We start from the raw sequence: 17383 nt of genomic DNA, 5'->3' as shown, positions 1-17383 counted from the left end.
TCCACAGGCCATTTCCTTTGCCTCGCCGCCCGGATGAGACCCCGCACGTGTCGCAATGTAAACGCCGGGTAAATGAGGCCTGTACGTGGCCCCAACTCTCTCGGCAGCCCCGGGGGGCAGCGCTTAGGCTTGCACTTCAGGAAAACCCGAACTGCGCCATGAAGTCCCACATTGCCCCCGAGCCCCGGCTCCCCGCCCGCATCCTGGTGGTGGACCACGACGCCGACAGCCTGGAGGCTGCGACCCAGAGCCTGCGCCTGCGCGGCCACCAGGTCGAGCCCTCCGACGACATGGGCCTGGTGTCCCTGGCGGCCCGGCGTGGCTTCGATCTGCTGGTGCTGTCCCCGGAGACGCGGCTGCGCCGTGGCCCGGACCCGTGGCAGCAGCTGCGGGAGCTGCGGGCCACCGGCGGCTCGCTGCCGGTGCTGGTGCTGCTGCAGGCCAGCCACGCGGCCGACCGGGCCGTCGCCCTGGAACTGGGGGCCGATGCGGTGCTGGACAAGCCCTTCCACCCCGGGGAGCTGCGGGCCCGGGTCCAGGCCCTGCTGCGCCGCTCCCGGCCGTCCACGCCCACGTCTGCCACGGCGCTGCGTGTCGGTGACTGGCAGCTGGACCCCGACACGCGCACCCTGCAGGCGCCCACGGGTCTGCAGGTCCACCTCTCGGAAGCCGAGTGCGCACTGCTACGCGCGTTCCTGGAACACCCGCGCAGCACCCTGAACCGCCAGCAGCTGATGGACCTGGCCCGGGGTCAGGGCGTGCAGCAGCTCGACCGCAGCATCGACCTGCTGGTGTCCCGCCTGCGCCACAAGCTCGACGACGATCCCCGCGCCCCCCGCCTGATCCACACCGTGCGCGGGGTGGGCTACCTGTTCCAGGCCCTGGCCGGCGACGATCACCACACCGGCCATCCAACGACATAGGGACTCCCTCGCGGAAGGTCTCCTCCTACACTGCCGCCGGGGCCATCCGCCCCGGAACGACTGCGGCCGCCTTCGGCCGGCAGGTTCCCTGGAAGAGAGTGCGGGAAGACCCATGGTGTTGCGTCTGTTGCGAGGTGGCCTGGCGGCCCTGTGGATGTTGGGCATGCTGGTCGGCTGTGGCGGCGGACGGGCCGAGGACCCCACCCTGCAACTGAACCTGTCGGTGGACGGCAGCGCTGCCAGCGCCGACTCGGCCAGTGGCACCACCACCCTGCAGATCCAGTCCGGCCAGACGGTCACGCTGGACAGCAACATCAGCGTGGCGGTCGTCGAGTCGCCCGGACAGGCCACGCTGAACTCCTTGACCAAGACGTCCACCAGCTGGGTCGGTCTGGTCAGCAGCGCGGTCGAGGACGACGTCACGCTGCAGATCACCTCGCGCGACTACCCCGACCAGAAGGCCACGGTGGTGCTGCACGTCACGCCCACGCCACTGGCCATCAACGTGCTGGTCGATGGCGTGACCCGCACCGCCACCGCCGTGGGCAATGGCGACGACTACACGGTCAGCATCCAGTCTGGCCAGACGGTGGCCCTGCAATCCAGTGTGGCCCTGAACCTGAGCGGCGATTTCGGTGACGCCCGGGTGGCCAACCGGGTCGTCTCCAAGACCGGCTGGCAGGGCACGCTGACCAGCGCCGTGAACACCGAAGTCACCTTCACCGCGACGGTGGATGGCGACAGCAGCCGCAGTGCCACCGTGCATGTGCAGATCACCGCCACGCCGCTGCAGGTCAGCGTGATGGTCGATGGCGTGACCCAGAACGCCGCCCCCGTGCTGGCGGGCGAGAGCTACACCCTCACCATCAGCTCCGGCCAGCAGGTGGCCCTGCACAGCGCCGTGGCCATGGTGGTGGACGAGAGCCTGCAAGCGGCCAGCAAAACGACCTACACCAAGACGGCCACCGACTGGTCGGCCACGCTGACCAGCGCCAGTGCCACCGAGGCCACCTTGGCGGTGAAGTCCAACACCGACCCCACGTTGATGGCCACCATCCATGTGCAGATCGATCCCAAGCCGCTGGCCGTGACCGTCTCGGTCGACGGCACCTTGGAGACCGACACCGCGGTGACCGCGGGCCAAACCCATGAGCTCAGCATTGCCTCGGGCCAGCAGGTGACGCTGGACAGCAGCATCAAGGTCAACTTCGCCTCGTCGCTGGGCGCGGCCAATGCCAGCGGCTTCAGCAAGTCCAGCACCGAATGGCAGGCCAACCTGAGTGCGGGCACGGCCACCACGGTCACACTGACCGCCACGGCCCAAGGGGACAGCACCCGGGTCGTCACCATCCTCGTCCACGTGGCGGCCTCCCCGCTGCAGGTGGGCGTGGCGGTCAACGGGGTTGCCGTCACCCCTGCCCCGCTGCTCGCCGGTCAGGCCACCACGGTGAACATGAACTCCGGCCAATCGCTAACCTTGAACAGCAACGTCTCCTTCCAGGTCGACGAGTCGCTGGGTACCGCCAGCAAGAGCGCCTACACCAAGACCGCCAACACCTGGTCGGCCACGCTGAGCAGCAGCGCCCCGACGGTACTGACGCTCACCGCCAAGTCAGCTGCAGACAGTACTCAGGCCGTGACGATCAACGTCGTGCTCGACCAGATCCCGCTGACGGTGAACCTGCAGATCCTCACCAGCGATGGCAGCACCGTGGTACAGACGGACACCGCCACCGCCGGTGACGTCAAGACCTACAGCATCCCGACCGGCTACCGGGTGGCCGTCGGTTCGCCCACGTTGCCGATCAACGTCGCGGCCGACTTCGGCGATGGTCTGGCCCGCTATGTGAACAGCACCAACCACAGTTGGAACGCGATGCTGGTCAGTGGCAGCGCCACCGAGGCCGTGCTGAACGTGACGCCCCAGGGTGCCACCACCGGCGGCCTGACACTGAAGTTCGACATCGTGCCCAAGGACCTCTCGGTCGATGTGCGCGTCAATGGCTTGGCCCTGGCGGCCAGCCCCTTCGCCGCCGGGGACGACGTGACGATCCTGGTGTCCTCGGGTGACTTGGTGGCCCTGGCCAGCGACAACAACACGAACATCGCGGTCAGCAGCGTGCTCAATGGCCTGACGGAGGCCTCGGTCACCAAGACCAGCACCGCCTACACGGTGGCCCTGACCAACGGCACCGGCAGCGACCAGACCGCGGTCTACACCATCACCTCGGCCTCGGATGCCACGGCCAAGGTGACCCTGCGCATCACGGTGCGCACCCCTTGATCCGGACACGCGGGACATAAAGAGAGACGGGCCCACAGGCCCGTCTTTTTTCATCCTGGGCCGAACGGTTCAGTCGGGCACCACCAGGGTGTGGCCTGAAAACACGATCTGGCTGCCCGACGCCGGTATCGTCTCGATCGGCGGCAGGTTGGCGCTGGACAGCGGCGTGCTGCTGGTCGCCCTCGGCACCGTGTGCACCACCTGGCTGGCGGGCAGCGGCGCGCCGGTGGTCAGATGGGCCCAGACCGCATCCAGCGCGGCATTGAAATACACGTGCAACGGGATGAAGCGCGTGTCGTAGCCCAGCAGGGCCCCGTAGGACAGGAAGGCGTCGAAGTGCTGCCCATGGGTCACCTCGATGTAGCGGGTGGGGCTGCCCGGCTCCATCCGCTGGTTGCGGGCGAAATAGGCCCTGGCCGCATGGTTCACCGGCAGCAGGGCGTCGCTGCGCCCCGCCACGATCAGCGTCGGCTTGCCATGCAGACGGGCCCCCAACTGCACCTGGGCCACCCCAGCCTGCACCCGCGCCGCCGCCGCGGCCATCGCACCGGTCAGACTGCGCCCGGTAGCGGCATCCCGGCCGGTGGCCAGGGCCCGCAGGCACAGCGCGCCATCCAGGCCGAAGTCGGCCCGGCCGGTGCTGGGCGAACTGGACAGGAAGTCCAGCCGCGGCCCGCCCACCGAGCCGTCGTAGACGATGTTCACCCCCGAGGTGGGCGGGATGCCGTTGCCACTGGCGAACAGCCCCGCCTGGGTGAGCGCCGACTGGGCGATGGGCAGCCCGCTGGCGTCGGTGTTGGCGAAGCTGTAGCCGCACAGGTCGTCCAGCACGCTGAAACGCCCCAGCGCATTGGCGTAGGTCACCGCAATGGCGTTGGTGGCGAGCCGGAAGTGCGACTGCTGCAGGAAGGCGCTCTCGGGCGTCCAGCCGTGGGCCAGCAGCACCGCCCAGGCGCTGTCGGCCTGGGCCGCCACGGTGTCACCGCTGACCAACCCACGCTCGGCCAGGCCGGTGCAGCGCTGCTGGGCCGAGCTGGTGTAGCTGGCGGGCCAGAAGGCCGGGTCCATCGACAGGCCCGTCTGCGAGGACAGCAGGGCACAGGGTTGGTAGAGCGCCGCCAGCGTGAAGTAGTCGATCAGCGGCAGACCGGTCACCGGCACCGTCGTGCTGCCCTGGCGGATCTGCACCCCCGGCGTAGGCCGGGGCTGGGCGTTGGGCTCGCTCACCGCCACCGCGTCGATCAGGCCCTCGGTGTCCTGCTCGGCCGCGGCCAGCGCCGCACCACCGCCATTGGAGACGCTGGAGGCGATGACCAGGGTGTTGCCCGGGGTCAGGCGGCGCCCGCCCGCATGCTGTTCGTTCAGCACGTAGAGGGCAAGGCGGACCGCGCTCAGCGTGTCCTGGCCCCAATCCTTCTCCGGGTTCAGCCGCGAGTGGGCGTGTTTGTAGGCCATGCGCTGGGGCAGGGCCGCGTTGAAGTCCGCCAGCTTCGGGGCGGGCGCACGCACTCGGAACAGGGCCTCGGTGCCGGCGCTGGCCGCGTCCAGCGGCAGCCCCTCGCGCGAGGTGACCACCCCGGTCATCAGGTCGTGGTAGCCGTTGCCCGAGCCCTTGTCGGTGTAGGCCACCGCACAGCCATGCTTGAGCCCCCATTCACCGGCAGTGCCGATCGCCCCGTAGATGCCGCGTGAGCCCGACGAGGTGGCCGTGACGATGCAGGGGCGGGCCGGATCGAAGCCCACCGGCACCTGCACCATCAGGGTCACGTTCTGGCGCCCGCTGCCGTCATCGGCCCAGGCCAGGTATTCGCGGCCGGCGATCTTGCCTTCACCCAGGGTGTCCTGGCCATGGATGTCGATGTTGGGCCCGTAGAAGACCCCCATGCCCCCCAGCGCGGTGATGTCCACCAGCGCCCGGTAGTTGGTGTAGATCGCGTTGCGGCGCAGCTCGCTGGCCGTCGGGTGGGCCGGATCGACATAGGCCGGCGTGGCCCCCATCAGCCCGGTCTTGCCCAGGCCCGCGGTCAGCAGATCGTCGCTGACGCCATCGGTCACCCGCACCGTCACCGGCCCGCGCACCCCGGGTGGCAAGGGGTGGCCCGCGGCCAGCGCCGCCCCCGCCACGCCGATCCAGACGCACAGCAGCCCCAGCGCTCGCAGCTGGCTGCGACCGTTCATGACATGGTTCATCGTGTCTCTCCCTGTGGTGGCCTCCAGGCACGGAGGCCGAGCGGATTCTGCGGGGCCGGTCCGGGCTTGTGGCCCCCTCCGCGGGATAGTCCCAATGCCAGTCCCCTGCGTGGTGAAATCGTGGCATCCACTTCGTCTCTACCTCTGTCACCGAACCGCCATGCCCGGCCACATTCATTTCCATCCCGCCGATGCCCAGGGCATCGCCCATGTCGTGATCAGCCATCCCGGCAAGCTCAACGCGCTGGACATCGCCATGTGGCATGACCTGCGCAGCGGCTTCGACGCCATCCGCCAGGCCGCCCGGCCGCCACGGGCAGTGATCGTGCGGGGTGAAGGCGGCAGCTTCGTGGCCGGCGGCGACATCGAGGAATTCCCGCGCTTCCGTTTCGACCCGGCGACGCTGGCCGACTTCCACGAGGAGACCGTCGCCCCGGCGCTGGAAGCGATGCTGGCCTGTGACGTACCGCTGATCGCGCAGATCGACGGTGCCTGCATCGGTGGCGGGCTGGAGATCGCCGCCTGCTGCGACCTGCGCCTGTGCGGTGAAAGCAGCCGCTTTGGCGTGCCAATCGCCAAGCTGGGTTTTCCGATGGCCCCGCGTGAGATCGAGATCGTGGCCCGCGTGGTCGGCGAAACCGTGCTGCGCGAGCTGCTGCTCGAGGCCCGGGTGCTCAAGGCCGAGGAGGCCCGGCAGCGTGGCTTGGTGACGCGGGTGCTGCCCGACGGCGACGTGGCCGCCGACGCGCTGCGCACCGCCCAGCGCATCGCCGAGCTCTCGCCCCAGGCCATGCGGCTGAACAAGCAGGCCTTGCGCCGCTTCACCCTGGCTCCCGCCAGCAACCGCGCGGAGCGGGCGCCCCACTACGCCTATGCCCCCTCGGCCGAGCACCGCGAGGGACTGGCCGCCTTCAACGAGAAGCGCCCGGCCCGCTTCCTGGATCCGGACGACCCGGCGCGCGGCTGAACACCGCCGGCGCTTCCCCTGGCCTGGGTCGCCATGCAGAATCGACCGCAGGAGGAGCTTCATGGCACGCACAGGGACGCGGCTTGCTGGAACCATCACCGGAGCCACCGGTCTGCTGCTGGCCGCCGGCATGGCGTCGGCCGCTGCCCTGGAGCCCGCACCGCTGTGGTGGGCGCAGTGCCGTGAAGCGGCCTCACCACTGCCCTGCCTGGCGGCACGCGAGGTCGCGGTGCTCTCGGCCTCAGCCCGGGGTCAGCGGGAAGGGGCCTTGCTGCGGCTTCAGGCCCCTGAGCGCCCCTCGGTGGATTTTCTCGATGGCCCCGAAGGCCAATACCGCGCCGTTGGCCCGCTCGACCGGCATGGCACCGACTGGCTGATCGCTCAGTGGCCGCTGCTGCCGCCCGGCGTGGCGCTGCAGGCTGCCGACGTGCACTTCACCCTGGCCGCGCTGGCCTCGGGACAACGCCTGGCGCTGGATGCACCGCCCTGGCCCGCACCGGACGGTCACCTGATGATCACCGTGGACCAGCGCGCTGCGACCGAAGGCAGCCGCATCGCGCTGCTCCAGCGCAGCGGCACACGCTGGAGCCAGGTCTTCCGCTACGACGCACCAACCGGACTGCAGCTGAGCTTCCGGCGCTGGCGCACGGACAGCGCCGCGCTGCACCTGCACTGGCGCCGGTCGGCCCGCCCGGACTGCCCGGCGGCAGAAGGACCGATCCAGCTGCGGGATGGCCCGTTCGGCTGGGACTTTGTGCCGCCCCTGCCGCCCCCATGTGGGGCGGCCGAGCGCCCTCACTCCTCGTCTTGAGCGGCTGGGGCCGGCGCCGTGCCCGGCTGGGCCTGCGGCACGGGCACATCCTGCATCATGGGGCGCAGCGGCGCCACCAACCGCGGGTGGTTGGGTTGGGCTGCCGCGCCGGGGGCACTGCGCTGAACCGTGTCGGGATCGGGCAGCGTCAACTCGGTGCTGGCCGGCCCCCCCTTGGGGCCCAGTTGCACCGTGCGCTTGCTGACCGACAGCAGCACCGTGTCACCGGAGACCACCGCCCCCGTGCGCCAGGGCCGGGGCGGCTGGCCGTCGACCGACATCAGCGCCACGCCCTCGCTGTGCGCGGCCGCGCCGACCGGGGCCACGATGCCCCAGAGCTGGAAGCGGCCCTCCCCCTCGTCATCGCCTTCATCGTCCTGCGCCGCGACCACGGTGCCCAGCACCCGGGTCAGGCCGCCGCCCTGCGGCAAGCCGGCCACCACGGCCTGGGCGCCGCTGGGCAGCCCCGGGGCACGGACAAACAGCTTCAGACCCCAGAAGAGAGCACTGACGGCCACCAGGGCCCACACCACGAACGTTAATAAACGCGACGCCATCGGACGATTATCATGCAGGCCCACATTGAGAACCATGGCCATCCGGCCTCCCCTGACCATCATGTCTGTGACGTTTTCAAAGCAGCCGATCCGACGGCTGCGCCAAGCCGGTTTCACGCTGATCGAACTGATGGTCGTGCTGGTGATCATCGGCGTGCTGGCGGCGCTGATTGTGCCGAATGTGCTCGACCGCGCCGATGACGCGCGGGTGACAGCGGCCAAGACCGATGTGGGCAACCTGATGCAGGCGCTCAAGCTCTACAAGCTCGACAACCAGCGCTACCCCACGGCCGAGCAGGGCCTGGAGGCCCTGATCCACAAGCCCAGCACGGTCCCGGTGCCGCCCAACTGGCGCCCCTACCTGGACAAGCTGCCCAACGACCCCTGGGGCCGCCCCTACCTGTATGCCAACCCGGGCGTGAAGGGAGACATCGACGTCTACAGCCTGGGCGCGGACGGCCAGAGCGGTGGTGAGGGTGTGAACGCCGACATCGGCTCCTGGCAATAAGGCCGTCGGCGGTCTTCAACCGGCCATGGCCACGCCACACCACCTGCCACGGGGCTTCACACTGCTGGAACTGATGGTGGTGATGGCGCTGCTGGCCGTGGTCGTCGGCATGGCGACGCTGTCCCTGCGCGACAGCAACGCCGCCCGCCTGGACGAGGAGGCCGCCCGCCTGAGCGCCTTGCTGGAAGGCGCACGGGCCCGGTCTCGGGCGATGGGGGTCGAGGTGGATTGGCAACCCCAGCCCAACGCGCCGGGCTTTCGTTTTCTGGGCCTGCCCGAGGCGGTCCACCTGCCCGACCGCTGGCTGGATCCGGACACCCGCGCCGAGGTGATCGGTGCCCCCCAACTGGTGCTGGGGCCCGAGCCGGTGATCGGCGCGCAACGGGTGGTGATCAGCCTGGGTGAGCGCCGCGTCGTACTGGCCACCGATGGCCTGGGGCCCTTCCAGCCGGTCGGTGACGCCGGCGGGACCGCCCCATGACCCGCTTCCCACCGTCTCGCCATCGGCCCCGGGGCTTCACACTGGTCGAGGTGCTGGTGGCGGTGGCCATCGTGGCCATCGCGCTGGCCGCGGGCAGCCGGGCCGCCGGCACCCTGCTGGGCAATGCCCAGCGGCTCTCGGACGTGACGCTGGCCCAGTGGTGCGCTGGCAACGCCCTCGCCGGGCTGAAGCTCTCGCGCCAGTACCCGGACCTGGGCACCTCCACCGCCAGCTGTTCGCAGCTGGGCCGTCAGTTCACCAACGCGCTGAAGGTCCAGGCCACCCTCAACCCCAGTTTCCGGCGCATCGACGTCACGGTCACCGACGAGTCCGGCCAGAACCTGGTCACGCTCTCGACCGTGCTGTCCCGCTACTGACCCGGCATGCGCCCCACTCCTTCGCTGTCCACCCCGCGGGGCTTCACACTGGTCGAGGTGCTGGTCGCCCTGTTCATCATGGCCGTGCTGGCCACGATGGCCTGGCGTGGCATCGATGCCCTGGTGCGCTCGCGCGATGGCGCCCAAAGCCATGCCGACCAGACCCTGGCACTGTCGACCGCCGTCTCCCAGTGGGAACAGGACCTGGCCCAGGTGCAACGCACGCCGGGCGCGCCCGCACTGCGCTTTGACGGCGCCGCCTTGCGGCTGACCCGCCAGAGCAAGACCGGCATGGTGCTGGTGGTCTGGATGCTGCAGGGCGACACCCTCTACCGCTGGGCCTCGCCTCCGCAGACGCGCATCGCCGATCTGCAGGAATGGTGGCTGCGCAGCCAGCAGTGGTCCGGCATCCGCGACGGCGCGCTGCCGATGCTGGGCCAGGTGTCGGAATGGCAGGTCTATTACTACCGGCAGGGCGACAACGCCTGGAGCAATGCGCAGTCCAGTGCCGGCAGCACGCCAGCCGCCGCGACCGCAGCCTCGGCCGCCAGCGATGCCGACACGGCCGACGAGGAAGCCGACCAGTTGCCGCAAGGGGTGCGGCTGGTGCTGCGGCTGCCCACCGGGCTGCTGACCCGCGACGTGGCGCTGGCCGGAGAACGCTGATGCGACGCCCGCCCCGCCACGCCGAACGCGGCGCCGCCCTGCTGCTGGCCATGGTCATCGTGACCCTGGTCGCCACGCTGGCCGCCGGCATGGTCTGGCAGCAGTGGCGCGCCATCGAGGTGGAAACCGCCGAGCGGGCCCGGGTGCAGTCCTCCTGGCTGCTCGACGGCGCGCTGGACTGGGCCCGCCTGATCCTGCGCGAAGATGCGCGCGAGGGCGGCTCTGACGCGCTGACCGAACCCTGGGCCACCGGGCTGGCCGAGATCCGCCTGTCCACCTTTCTGTCAGCCGGGCAGGAGAACACCACCGACACCGACCTGAACGCCTTCCTCTCGGGCGACATCAGCGATGCCCAGAGCCGCTACAACCTGCAGAACCTGGCCACCGACGACGCCAAGCTGTTCCAGGCCGGGCAGGCCATCCTGGCCCGGCTGTGCGACCTGCTGGGACTGCCGTCCAGCGTGGCCAGCGTGATTGCGGAGGACATGCAGGCCGCCAGCGACGCCCAGGACCTGGCCGACGAGGGTCAGAAGATCCAGGCCGGCGCCCCGGTGCGGATCCAGCGGGTCGACCAGTTGCGCTGGCTGGGCCTGGACAACGCCACGGTCGAGAAGCTCAAACCCTATTTGGTCATCCTGCCGCAACGAACACCGGTCAACATCAACACGGCCCCACCGGAAGTGCTGATGGCCGTGGTCGAGGGGCTGGACCGGGCCAGCGCACAACGTCTGGTGCAGCAGCGCCAGACGCTCAAGAAAGGCTTCGAGCAGCTGTCCGCGGCCCAGTCCCTGCTGGGCCAGAAGGTGAAGCTGGAAGCGCAGCATGTCGGCACGACCAGCAGCTACTTTCTGGTCACCGGCCAGTTGCGCTATGAGGATTCGGTGCAACGGGAGGTCTCGCTGGTCCAGCGCCGCGGGCTGAACGTGCGGGTCCTCTGGCGCGAGCGGGTGCCGGTGCTGTAAAGCCCCCAAGCCATGCGTTTCAGCCCACGCCGTCCCAAGCCACAATAGGCCACGCCGTCCGACGCTTCTTTCGTTCCGCCTTCACCCCATGTCCCTCCTGATCGTCCAGTTGCCTGCCAGGCCCCGGTTGTCCGCCCAACCTGCCGACGCCGAGCCCGCCGCCGACACGCTGGACTTCGCCTTCAGCCAGGATGGCCGGCACCTGACCCGCAGCGGCCGCTGCCCGGTCGCCGAGCTGCCGGCGGCCGATCAGCGGGTGGCCGTGCTGGCCCCGGAAGACATCAGCTGGCACCGCATCACCTTGCCCAAGGCCAGCGGCCCGCGCCTGCGCCAGGCCCTGGCCGGCCTGCTGGAGGAGGCGCTGCTGGACGACGCGGCCGAACTCCACTTCGCGCTGCCACCGCAGGCCCGCGCCGGTGAATCGGTCTGGGTGGCGGCCGTCCACCGCAGCAGCCTGCAGCAGCAGATCGCCCGCCTGGAACCGGCCGGCCTGAGCCTGGACCGGGTCGTACCGGGCTGGCTGCCCGACGGTCCGATCGCCGCCCACGCCTACGGCCCGGCCGAACACCCCCGGCTGGCCTGGCGCGATGCCGATGGGCCCGTCTGCCTGCCCTTGAGCGGCGCCGGCCCCCAGCCCCTGCTGACGGCCCTGTTGAACCGCGTGCCGGCCGACGCCACCGTCCACTGGAGCGCCACGCCCGAGACCGCCGGCCGGGCGGCCGAGCTGGCCGGCCAGCCGGTGGCGGCCGGCTCGGCCGGCGACTGGCTGTTGCAGGCGGCCAGCACCGACTGGAACCTGCGCCAATTCGACCTGGCCGCCCAGCGTCGCGGCCAACGGGCGTTGCGCGAAGCCCTGCTGCCGCTGTGGCGCAGCCCGCGCTGGCGCCCGGCCCGCATCGGCCTGGCGGCCCTGATCGGCATCCAGCTGGTCGGCGCCAATGTCTGGGCCTGGCAGCAACGCCATGCGCTGGCCGTGCGCCAGCAGGCCATGACGGCGCTGCTGCAGCAGAGCTTTCCCCAGGTGAAGGCCGTGATCGACCCGCCCGCCCAGATGCAGAAGGAAATCGACCTGCTGCGCATGGCCGCCGGCAAGCCGGGGGACACCGATCTGGAGCCACTGCTCTACGCCAGCGAGGCTGCCTGGCCACCGGGCCGCGGCCCCGCCAGCGCCCTGCACTTCGAGCCCGGCCGCCTGACGCTGAGCAGCCCCGGCTGGACGCCCCAGGAGGTGGACGGCTTTCGCAGCCGGCTGCTGCCGCTGGGCCTGGATGCCGAGCCTTCGGCCAGCGGCCCCAGCATCGTGAAGGCCCGCCCCGGCGCCCTGCCGCCCGTGGGGGCGGCTCCCGCCGGCCCGCCCGGCCCCGTGCCAACCGCCACCGGTCCCGGCCCGCAGGCCCGCCCGGTCCCGGCCACCACGCCAACGCCGGTCCCCTCGGCCGAGGATGACGAAGAGGACGTGTCCGGCCCGCCGCCCGCCAACGTGCCCCTGCGTCCCCTGGGCAAGGCACCGACGCCGACCGCCCCCTCCCAAAGCAACACCGAATGAGCGACGCCGCTGTCCCCCGCCCCGCCCTGCTGGCGCCCTTGCAGGCGCGCTGGCAGACCCTGACCGCCCGAGAGAAAAACCTGGTGGCCGCCATGGGCCTCGCCCTGGGTCTGCTGCTGCTTTGGCTGGTGGCCATCCGGCCCGTCTGGCGCACCTGGCGTGAAGTGCCGCCGCAGGCCGAGCAGCTCGAGGCCCAGTGGCTGCAGATGCAGCGCCTGGCCACCGAGGCCCAACAACTCAAGGGCCAGCCCCCCATCACCAGCGCCCAAGCCACCGAGGCCCTGCAGTCCGCCACCCAGCGCCTGGGTTCGGTGGGCCAACTGGCCGTGCAGGGGGACCGGGCCACGCTGACTGTCCAGAACGCCACGCCCGACCAGCTGCGCAGCTGGCTGGGTGAAGCGCGCCAGGGCGCGCGGACCCGCCCGATCGAGCTGCAACTGCAGCGCGACGGCACCGGCCACTTCAGTGGCCGCATCGTCGTCAGCCTGCCGGGCCAGCCATGACCCGGGCCTTCCGTCTGCACGCGCGCCCGGGCCTCGCCCGCGCATCGGCGCCCCCCCGGCCGGACCAGGCCCGGCTGCGCGCCTGGGCGGGGGCCGGCCTCGTCGTCGGCAGCCTGCTGACCCTGCCGGCCGTGCTGCCTGCCGCCTGGCTGGCCCAGGCGGTCAGCCAGGCCACCGACGGACGGCTGCAGCTGGCCGAGGCCGAGGGCAGTTGGTGGAACGGCAGCGCCCTGCCCCTGCTGACGGGCGGGCCCGGCAGCCGGGATGCCGCCGTGCTGCCCTCGCGCCTGCACTGGCGGCTGGGCCTGCACTGGAACGGCCTGAGCCTGACCCTGTCGCAGCCCTGCTGCGCCGCGCAGCCCTTCACCGTGCGCTGGCTGGCCGGCTGGCGCCAGAACCGCATCGAAGTCCAGACCGCCCCGGGCGGCGCCCTGGGCCAATGGCCCGCCGCGTGGCTGAGCGGTCTGGGCGCGCCCTGGAACACCCTGCGCCCGGATGGCCAGCTGCGGCTGAGCAGCCAAGGCCTGGTGTTGACACTGCAAGGCGGCGCGCTGTCGGTCCAGGGCCTGGCACAGGCCGAGTTGATGCAGGTGTCCTCGCGGCTGGTGCCACTCGACAGCCTGGGCAGCTACCGGCTGCAACTCTCCGGTCAGGCGGGCGGGCCCGCCCGCCTGAACCTGCAGACCCTGGAAGGGGCCCTGCAGCTGCAAGGCCAGGGCGAATGGCGGGGCGGTCGCCTGCGCTTCCAGGGGCAGGCCCAGGCTGCGCCCGGGCAGGAACCGGTCCTGAACAATCTGCTGAACATCATCGGCCGCCGCCAGGGGGCGCGGTCCATCATTTCCATCGGGTGAACATGAGCTCTCGTAACCACCACGCACCGCGCGGCGTCCAGGCCGCACCGCAGACCCGCCTCAAGCCCCTGGCCGTGCTGCTGTCGCTGAGCCTGGCGGTCCCCTTCCCGCTGCACGCGGCCAGCGAGGATCCGCCGATGCCGGCCACCCGTCACCACGCGCCGGTGACGCTGAATTTCGTCGACGCCGATGTCGACGCCGTCTCGCGCGCCATCGGCACCATGCTGGACCGCCAGATCGTGGTCGACCCGCGGGTGCGCGGCAAGATCACCGTCACCAGCGAGAAACCGCAACCACCGATGGAAGCCTGGCGCAGCTACCTGGCCGCGCTGCGCGGCCTGGGCTTCACGGTGGTGGAGAACGCCGGCCTGCTGAAGGTGGTGCCCGAAGCCGAGGCCAAGCTGCAGGCCGGCACCGTGGCGGTGGGCACGTCGAGCGCCCGGGGCGACCAGATCATCACCCAGATTTTCCGCCTCAACCACGAGAACCCGAACAACCTGGTGCCGGTGCTGCGGCCGCTGATCAGCGCCAACAACACCATCAACGCCAATCCCAGCAACGGCACGCTGGTCATCACCGACTACGCCGACAACCTGCAGCGCCTGGGCAAGATCATTGCCGCGCTGGACCAGCCCGCCGCCTCCGAGGTGGAGGTGGTGCCCATCCGGTACGCGATGGCGTCCGATCTGGCCCCGCTGGTGCAGAAGCTCAGCGACGTGGCCGCCACCAACGCCCCCGGCGCCGCGGCCGCGCAGGCGGGCAGCAGCACCTCCATCCTGGTGGAGCCCCGGACGAACGCGCTGGTGATCCGCGCCGCCAACCCGACCCGCATGGCCGCGGCCAAGGCCCTGATCGACAAGCTCGACCGCCCGGTGCCCGGCGGCGGGCCCGCCGGCAACATCTGGGTGGTCTACCTGAAGAACGCCGATGCCGTGCGCCTGGCCGAGGTGTTGCGGGCGGCGATGGCCAGCGGTGCCGCCGCCGCCAGCAGCGGCAACAGCGCGACGGCCGGCGGTGCGAGCCTGACCGGCAATGCCGGCAACAGCAGCCGCCCGACCACGCCCGCCACCAACCCCGGCCTGGGCAGCAGCACCAGCACGACCAGTACCACCGCGCTGTCAAGCGCCTCCACCGCCCCGGTCAACGCCACCGCCTCGGTCTCCACCGGCGGCCAGGTCCAGGCCGACCCCGCCACCAACTCGCTGATCATCTCGGCCCCGGAGCCGGTCTACCGGCAGATGCGCCAGGTGATCGACCAGCTCGACACCCGCCGCGCCCAGGTCTATGTCGAGACCATGATCGTCAAGGTGGATGCCCAGAAGGCCGCGCAACTCGGCGTGCAGTGGCAAGGCATCCTGGGCAGCACCAGCAACAACACCATCGGCTACGTCGGCACCAACTACGGCAGCACCGGCAACATCGCCAACCTGACCCTGGCGCAGTTCACCGGCACCAGCAGCAGCTCGAGCAGCACCAGCAGCGCCAGCACCGCCGCCTCGCTCAACCAGGGCATCAACATCGGCATCCTGAACCGGATCAACGGGGCCTTCACGCTGGGGGCCCTGGCCAACTTCCTGCAAACCCAGGCTGGCGCCAATGTGTTGTCCACCCCCAATCTGGTGGCGCTGGACAACGAGGAGGCCAAGATCGTCATCGGCTCCAACGTGCCCTTCGTGACCGGCAGCTACACCAACACCGGCGGCAGCAGCAACTCGGTCAACCCGTTCCAGACGGTCGAGCGCAAGGACGTGGGCATCGTGCTGCGCATCAAGAGCCAGATCGGCGAGGGCGGCACGATCCGCATGACGGTCTACCAGGAGAACTCCACCCTGCGCTCCGATGGCAGTTCCATCACCGACAAGAGCTCGATCGAGACCACTGTGGTGGTCGACGATGGCCAGACCATGGTGCTGGGCGGTCTGCTCAAGGACGAGTATGGCGACAGCGACAGCAAGGTGCCGTTGCTGGGCAGCATCCCCTGGGTCGGGCGACTCTTCAGCAACGACAGCCGCACCCGCACCAAGACCAACCTGATGCTGTTCCTGCGCCCGGTGGTCATCCGCGACAACAATTCGATGGACAAGCTGGTGGTGGACCGCTACGACGCCATTCGCGCGCTGCAGCAGAGCGCCCAGCCGGAGAAGGACATCCTGCTGCCGGTGGACAGCGCACCGCTGCTGCCCGAACGGCTGCCAGGCCAGAAGGTGCCCGCCGCACCGCTGGTCATGGGCCCCGACGCGGTGGCACCGGTCGAACGCCCGGCCCCGTCGTCGCCGGCACCGGCGACGGACGACAGCGCAGCCAACAAGAACTGACGCCATGGGCCAGCGACATCCCCTGCCCTACGCCTTCGCCAAGGCCAACACCCTGCTGCTGGAGGACGATGGCCAGCACCTGGTGCTGCAGTGCGCCGACAGCAGCCCGCGCAGCGCGCTGAGCGAGGTGCTGCGGCTCTATGCGGTGGACCGGCTGGAGCCGGTGCCGGCCGAGGCCCTGGCCCAGCGCCTGGCCGAGGCCTATGCCGGCGGCGAGGGCAGCGCCGCCTCGGTGATCGGCGAGGTCGAGAGCGCGGTGGACCTCTCGCGCATGATGCAGGAGCTGCCGGCGGTGGAGGACCTGCTGGAGGCCGCCAACGACGCCCCCATCATCCGCATGCTCAACGCCCTGCTGACGCAGGCAGCCAAGGACGGCGCGAGCGACATCCACATCGAGCCCTACGAGCGCAGCAGCTCGGTGCGCTTCCGGGTGGACGGCACGCTGCGCGAGGTGGTGCAGCCCAACAAGGCGCTGCATGCCGCGCTGATCAGCCGGCTGAAGATCATGGCCGAGCTCGACATCGCCGAGAAGCGCCTGCCGCAGGACGGCCGCATCAGCCTGCGCATCGGCGGCAAGGCCATCGACGTGCGGGTCTCGACCCTGCCCAGCGCCCACGGCGAACGCGCAGTGCTGCGGCTGCTCGACAAGACCGAATCCAAGTTCACGCTCGAGGGCCTGGGCATGGACGGTGCGGTGCTGAGCGCCTTCGACCACCTGGTTCACCAGCCCCACGGCATCGTGCTGGTGACCGGCCCGACCGGCTCCGGCAAGACCACCACCCTGTACGCCAGCCTGGGCCGGCTGGACACCGCCACCACCAACATCCTGACGGTGGAGGACCCGGTCGAGTACGAGCTGCCGGGCATCGGCCAGACCCAGGTCAACGCCAAGATCGACCTCACCTTCGCCAAGGCCCTGCGCGCCATCCTGCGCCAGGATCCGGACGTGATCATGATCGGCGAAATCCGCGACTTCGAGACCGCCCAGATCGCCATCCAGGCCTCGCTGACGGGCCACCTGGTGCTGGCCACGCTGCACACCAACGATGCCCCGTCCGCCGTCACGCGGCTGGTGGACATGGGGGTCGAGCCCTTCCTGCTCAGCTCCAGCCTGCTGGGCGTGCAGGCCCAGCGCCTGGTGCGCAAGCTCTGCGCCCACTGCAAGAAGCCGGGCCCGCCCGGCCCGGACGGCCAGCCGCGCTGGGTGGCCGTGGGCTGCCCCGAGTGCGGCGGCAGCGGCTACAAGGGCCGCACCGGCGTCTACGAACTGATGGTGGTGGACCCGGCCGTGCAGGCCCTGATCCACAGCCAGGCGGCCGAGAGCGAGATCATCGAAGCCGCGCGACGCGGCGGCCTGCGTTCCATGCGCGAAGACGGCGAGCGCCTGGTGGCCGCGGGCATCACCTCGCTCGAAGAGGTGCTGCGCGTGACCCGCGACTGAG

Annotated in this window: 16 protein-coding genes; 14 read left to right on the top strand and 2 right to left on the bottom strand. The window is 70.7% G+C overall.

All coding sequences use genetic code 11. From position 1 onward, the window contains the following. Window positions 1-158: 158 nt before the first annotated feature. Together KGA65_RS19955 and KGA65_RS19950 are read left to right on the top strand one after the other, a co-directional pair. The gene (locus KGA65_RS19955) at window positions 159-923 is read left to right on the top strand and encodes a winged helix-turn-helix domain-containing protein (protein ID WP_225864878.1); all 765 of its coding nucleotides are present in this window, start codon (window positions 159-161) and stop codon (window positions 921-923) included. Between the two features lie 112 nt (window positions 924-1035). Then, window positions 1036-3207 carry a hypothetical protein gene (locus KGA65_RS19950; RefSeq protein WP_225864877.1) on the top strand — a complete coding sequence of 724 codons (2172 nt, stop codon included), beginning with the start codon at window positions 1036-1038 and terminating at the stop codon, window positions 3205-3207. 69 nt (window positions 3208-3276) lie between these two features. Here the strand turns inward: KGA65_RS19950 and KGA65_RS19945 are convergent, their stop codons facing one another. Further along, on the bottom strand, window positions 3277-5397 hold the full coding sequence (locus KGA65_RS19945; protein ID WP_225864876.1) for a 3-hydroxybutyrate oligomer hydrolase family protein: 2121 nt from the start codon (window positions 5395-5397) through the stop codon (window positions 3277-3279). 160 nt (window positions 5398-5557) lie between these two features. Between KGA65_RS19945 and KGA65_RS19940 the strand changes: the two genes are divergently transcribed. Beyond that, window positions 5558-6364 carry an enoyl-CoA hydratase/isomerase family protein gene (locus tag KGA65_RS19940; protein ID WP_225864875.1) on the top strand — a complete coding sequence of 269 codons (807 nt, stop codon included), beginning with the start codon at window positions 5558-5560 and terminating at the stop codon, window positions 6362-6364. 61 nt (window positions 6365-6425) lie between these two features. After that, window positions 6426-7175: a hypothetical protein gene (locus KGA65_RS19935; RefSeq protein WP_225864874.1), complete on the top strand. Its 750-nt coding sequence runs from the start codon at window positions 6426-6428 to the stop codon at window positions 7173-7175. Here KGA65_RS19935 and KGA65_RS19930 read toward each other — a convergent pair. Next, the gene (locus KGA65_RS19930) at window positions 7160-7774 is read right to left on the bottom strand and encodes a hypothetical protein (protein WP_225864873.1); all 615 of its coding nucleotides are present in this window, start codon (window positions 7772-7774) and stop codon (window positions 7160-7162) included. The two genes, KGA65_RS19935 and KGA65_RS19930, sit on opposite strands and share 16 nt — an antisense overlap. A gap of 19 nt (window positions 7775-7793) precedes the next feature. On the opposite strand from KGA65_RS19930, the gene gspG reads away from it, so the two are divergent. The 10 genes from gspG to gspE all read left to right on the top strand — a co-directional run bounded on the left by gspG (window position 7794) and on the right by gspE (window position 17382). Then, on the top strand, window positions 7794-8240 hold the full coding sequence (gene gspG, locus KGA65_RS19925; RefSeq protein ID WP_225864872.1) for a type II secretion system major pseudopilin GspG: 447 nt from the start codon (window positions 7794-7796) through the stop codon (window positions 8238-8240). Between the two features lie 25 nt (window positions 8241-8265). Next, window positions 8266-8721, top strand: a complete 456-nt coding sequence (locus KGA65_RS19920; protein ID WP_225864871.1) for a prepilin-type N-terminal cleavage/methylation domain-containing protein — start codon at window positions 8266-8268, stop codon at window positions 8719-8721. Continuing rightward, window positions 8718-9098, top strand: a complete 381-nt coding sequence (gene gspI, locus KGA65_RS19915) for a type II secretion system minor pseudopilin GspI (RefSeq protein ID WP_225864870.1) — start codon at window positions 8718-8720, stop codon at window positions 9096-9098. Before KGA65_RS19920 ends, gspI begins: the two co-directional genes overlap by 4 nt. Before the next feature lie 6 nt (window positions 9099-9104). Next, complete coding sequence (locus tag KGA65_RS19910) at window positions 9105-9764, top strand: PulJ/GspJ family protein (protein WP_225864869.1); 660 nt, start codon at window positions 9105-9107, stop codon at window positions 9762-9764. Further along, a complete protein-coding gene (gspK, locus tag KGA65_RS19905; protein ID WP_225864868.1) occupies window positions 9764-10726 on the top strand; it encodes a type II secretion system minor pseudopilin GspK in 963 nt (320 codons plus the stop codon). Before KGA65_RS19910 ends, gspK begins: the two co-directional genes overlap by 1 nt. A gap of 88 nt (window positions 10727-10814) precedes the next feature. Further along, a complete protein-coding gene (gene gspL, locus KGA65_RS19900; protein WP_225864867.1) occupies window positions 10815-12272 on the top strand; it encodes a type II secretion system protein GspL in 1458 nt (485 codons plus the stop codon). Continuing rightward, window positions 12269-12775, top strand: coding sequence for a type II secretion system protein M (locus KGA65_RS19895; protein WP_225864866.1), 507 nt, complete (start codon window positions 12269-12271; stop codon window positions 12773-12775). Before gspL ends, KGA65_RS19895 begins: the two co-directional genes overlap by 4 nt. Further along, the gene (gspN, locus tag KGA65_RS19890) at window positions 12772-13626 is read left to right on the top strand and encodes a type II secretion system protein N (RefSeq protein WP_225864865.1); all 855 of its coding nucleotides are present in this window, start codon (window positions 12772-12774) and stop codon (window positions 13624-13626) included. The genes KGA65_RS19895 and gspN overlap by 4 nt, the downstream gene beginning before the upstream one ends. Window positions 13627-13628: 2 nt before the next feature. Further along, on the top strand, window positions 13629-15941 hold the full coding sequence (gene gspD, locus KGA65_RS19885; RefSeq protein WP_225864864.1) for a type II secretion system secretin GspD: 2313 nt from the start codon (window positions 13629-13631) through the stop codon (window positions 15939-15941). Between the two features lie 4 nt (window positions 15942-15945). Then, window positions 15946-17382 carry a type II secretion system ATPase GspE gene (gspE, locus tag KGA65_RS19880; RefSeq protein WP_225864863.1) on the top strand — a complete coding sequence of 479 codons (1437 nt, stop codon included), beginning with the start codon at window positions 15946-15948 and terminating at the stop codon, window positions 17380-17382. Window position 17383: the final 1 nt, after the last annotated feature.

This window comes from Ideonella benzenivorans, assembly GCF_020387415.1.
In the GTDB taxonomy this organism is placed as follows: Bacteria; Pseudomonadota; Gammaproteobacteria; order Burkholderiales; family Burkholderiaceae_C; genus Ideonella; species Ideonella benzenivorans.
The sequence above is the reverse complement of the archived record's forward strand: the minus strand, read 5'-3'. Positions and strand labels throughout refer to the sequence as shown.

Excerpts from the sequence above, each read along its gene's own strand:
- KGA65_RS19955 (WP_225864878.1), top strand. The coding sequence starts at position 159 with ATGAAGTCCCACATTGCCCCCGAGCCCCGGCTCCCCGCCCGCATCCTG.
- KGA65_RS19950 (WP_225864877.1), top strand. The coding sequence starts at position 1,036 with ATGGTGTTGCGTCTGTTGCGAGGTGGCCTGGCGGCCCTGTGGATGTTG.
- KGA65_RS19945 (WP_225864876.1), bottom strand. The coding sequence starts at position 5,397 with ATGAACCATGTCATGAACGGTCGCAGCCAGCTGCGAGCGCTGGGGCTG.
- KGA65_RS19940 (WP_225864875.1), top strand. The coding sequence starts at position 5,558 with ATGCCCGGCCACATTCATTTCCATCCCGCCGATGCCCAGGGCATCGCC.
- KGA65_RS19935 (WP_225864874.1), top strand. The coding sequence starts at position 6,426 with ATGGCACGCACAGGGACGCGGCTTGCTGGAACCATCACCGGAGCCACC.
- KGA65_RS19930 (WP_225864873.1), bottom strand. The coding sequence starts at position 7,774 with ATGGCCATGGTTCTCAATGTGGGCCTGCATGATAATCGTCCGATGGCG.
- gspG (WP_225864872.1), top strand. The coding sequence starts at position 7,794 with ATGTCTGTGACGTTTTCAAAGCAGCCGATCCGACGGCTGCGCCAAGCC.
- KGA65_RS19920 (WP_225864871.1), top strand. The coding sequence starts at position 8,266 with ATGGCCACGCCACACCACCTGCCACGGGGCTTCACACTGCTGGAACTG.
- gspI (WP_225864870.1), top strand. The coding sequence starts at position 8,718 with ATGACCCGCTTCCCACCGTCTCGCCATCGGCCCCGGGGCTTCACACTG.
- KGA65_RS19910 (WP_225864869.1), top strand. The coding sequence starts at position 9,105 with ATGCGCCCCACTCCTTCGCTGTCCACCCCGCGGGGCTTCACACTGGTC.
- gspK (WP_225864868.1), top strand. The coding sequence starts at position 9,764 with ATGCGACGCCCGCCCCGCCACGCCGAACGCGGCGCCGCCCTGCTGCTG.
- gspL (WP_225864867.1), top strand. The coding sequence starts at position 10,815 with ATGTCCCTCCTGATCGTCCAGTTGCCTGCCAGGCCCCGGTTGTCCGCC.
- KGA65_RS19895 (WP_225864866.1), top strand. The coding sequence starts at position 12,269 with ATGAGCGACGCCGCTGTCCCCCGCCCCGCCCTGCTGGCGCCCTTGCAG.
- gspN (WP_225864865.1), top strand. The coding sequence starts at position 12,772 with ATGACCCGGGCCTTCCGTCTGCACGCGCGCCCGGGCCTCGCCCGCGCA.
- gspD (WP_225864864.1), top strand. The coding sequence starts at position 13,629 with ATGAGCTCTCGTAACCACCACGCACCGCGCGGCGTCCAGGCCGCACCG.
- gspE (WP_225864863.1), top strand. The coding sequence starts at position 15,946 with ATGGGCCAGCGACATCCCCTGCCCTACGCCTTCGCCAAGGCCAACACC.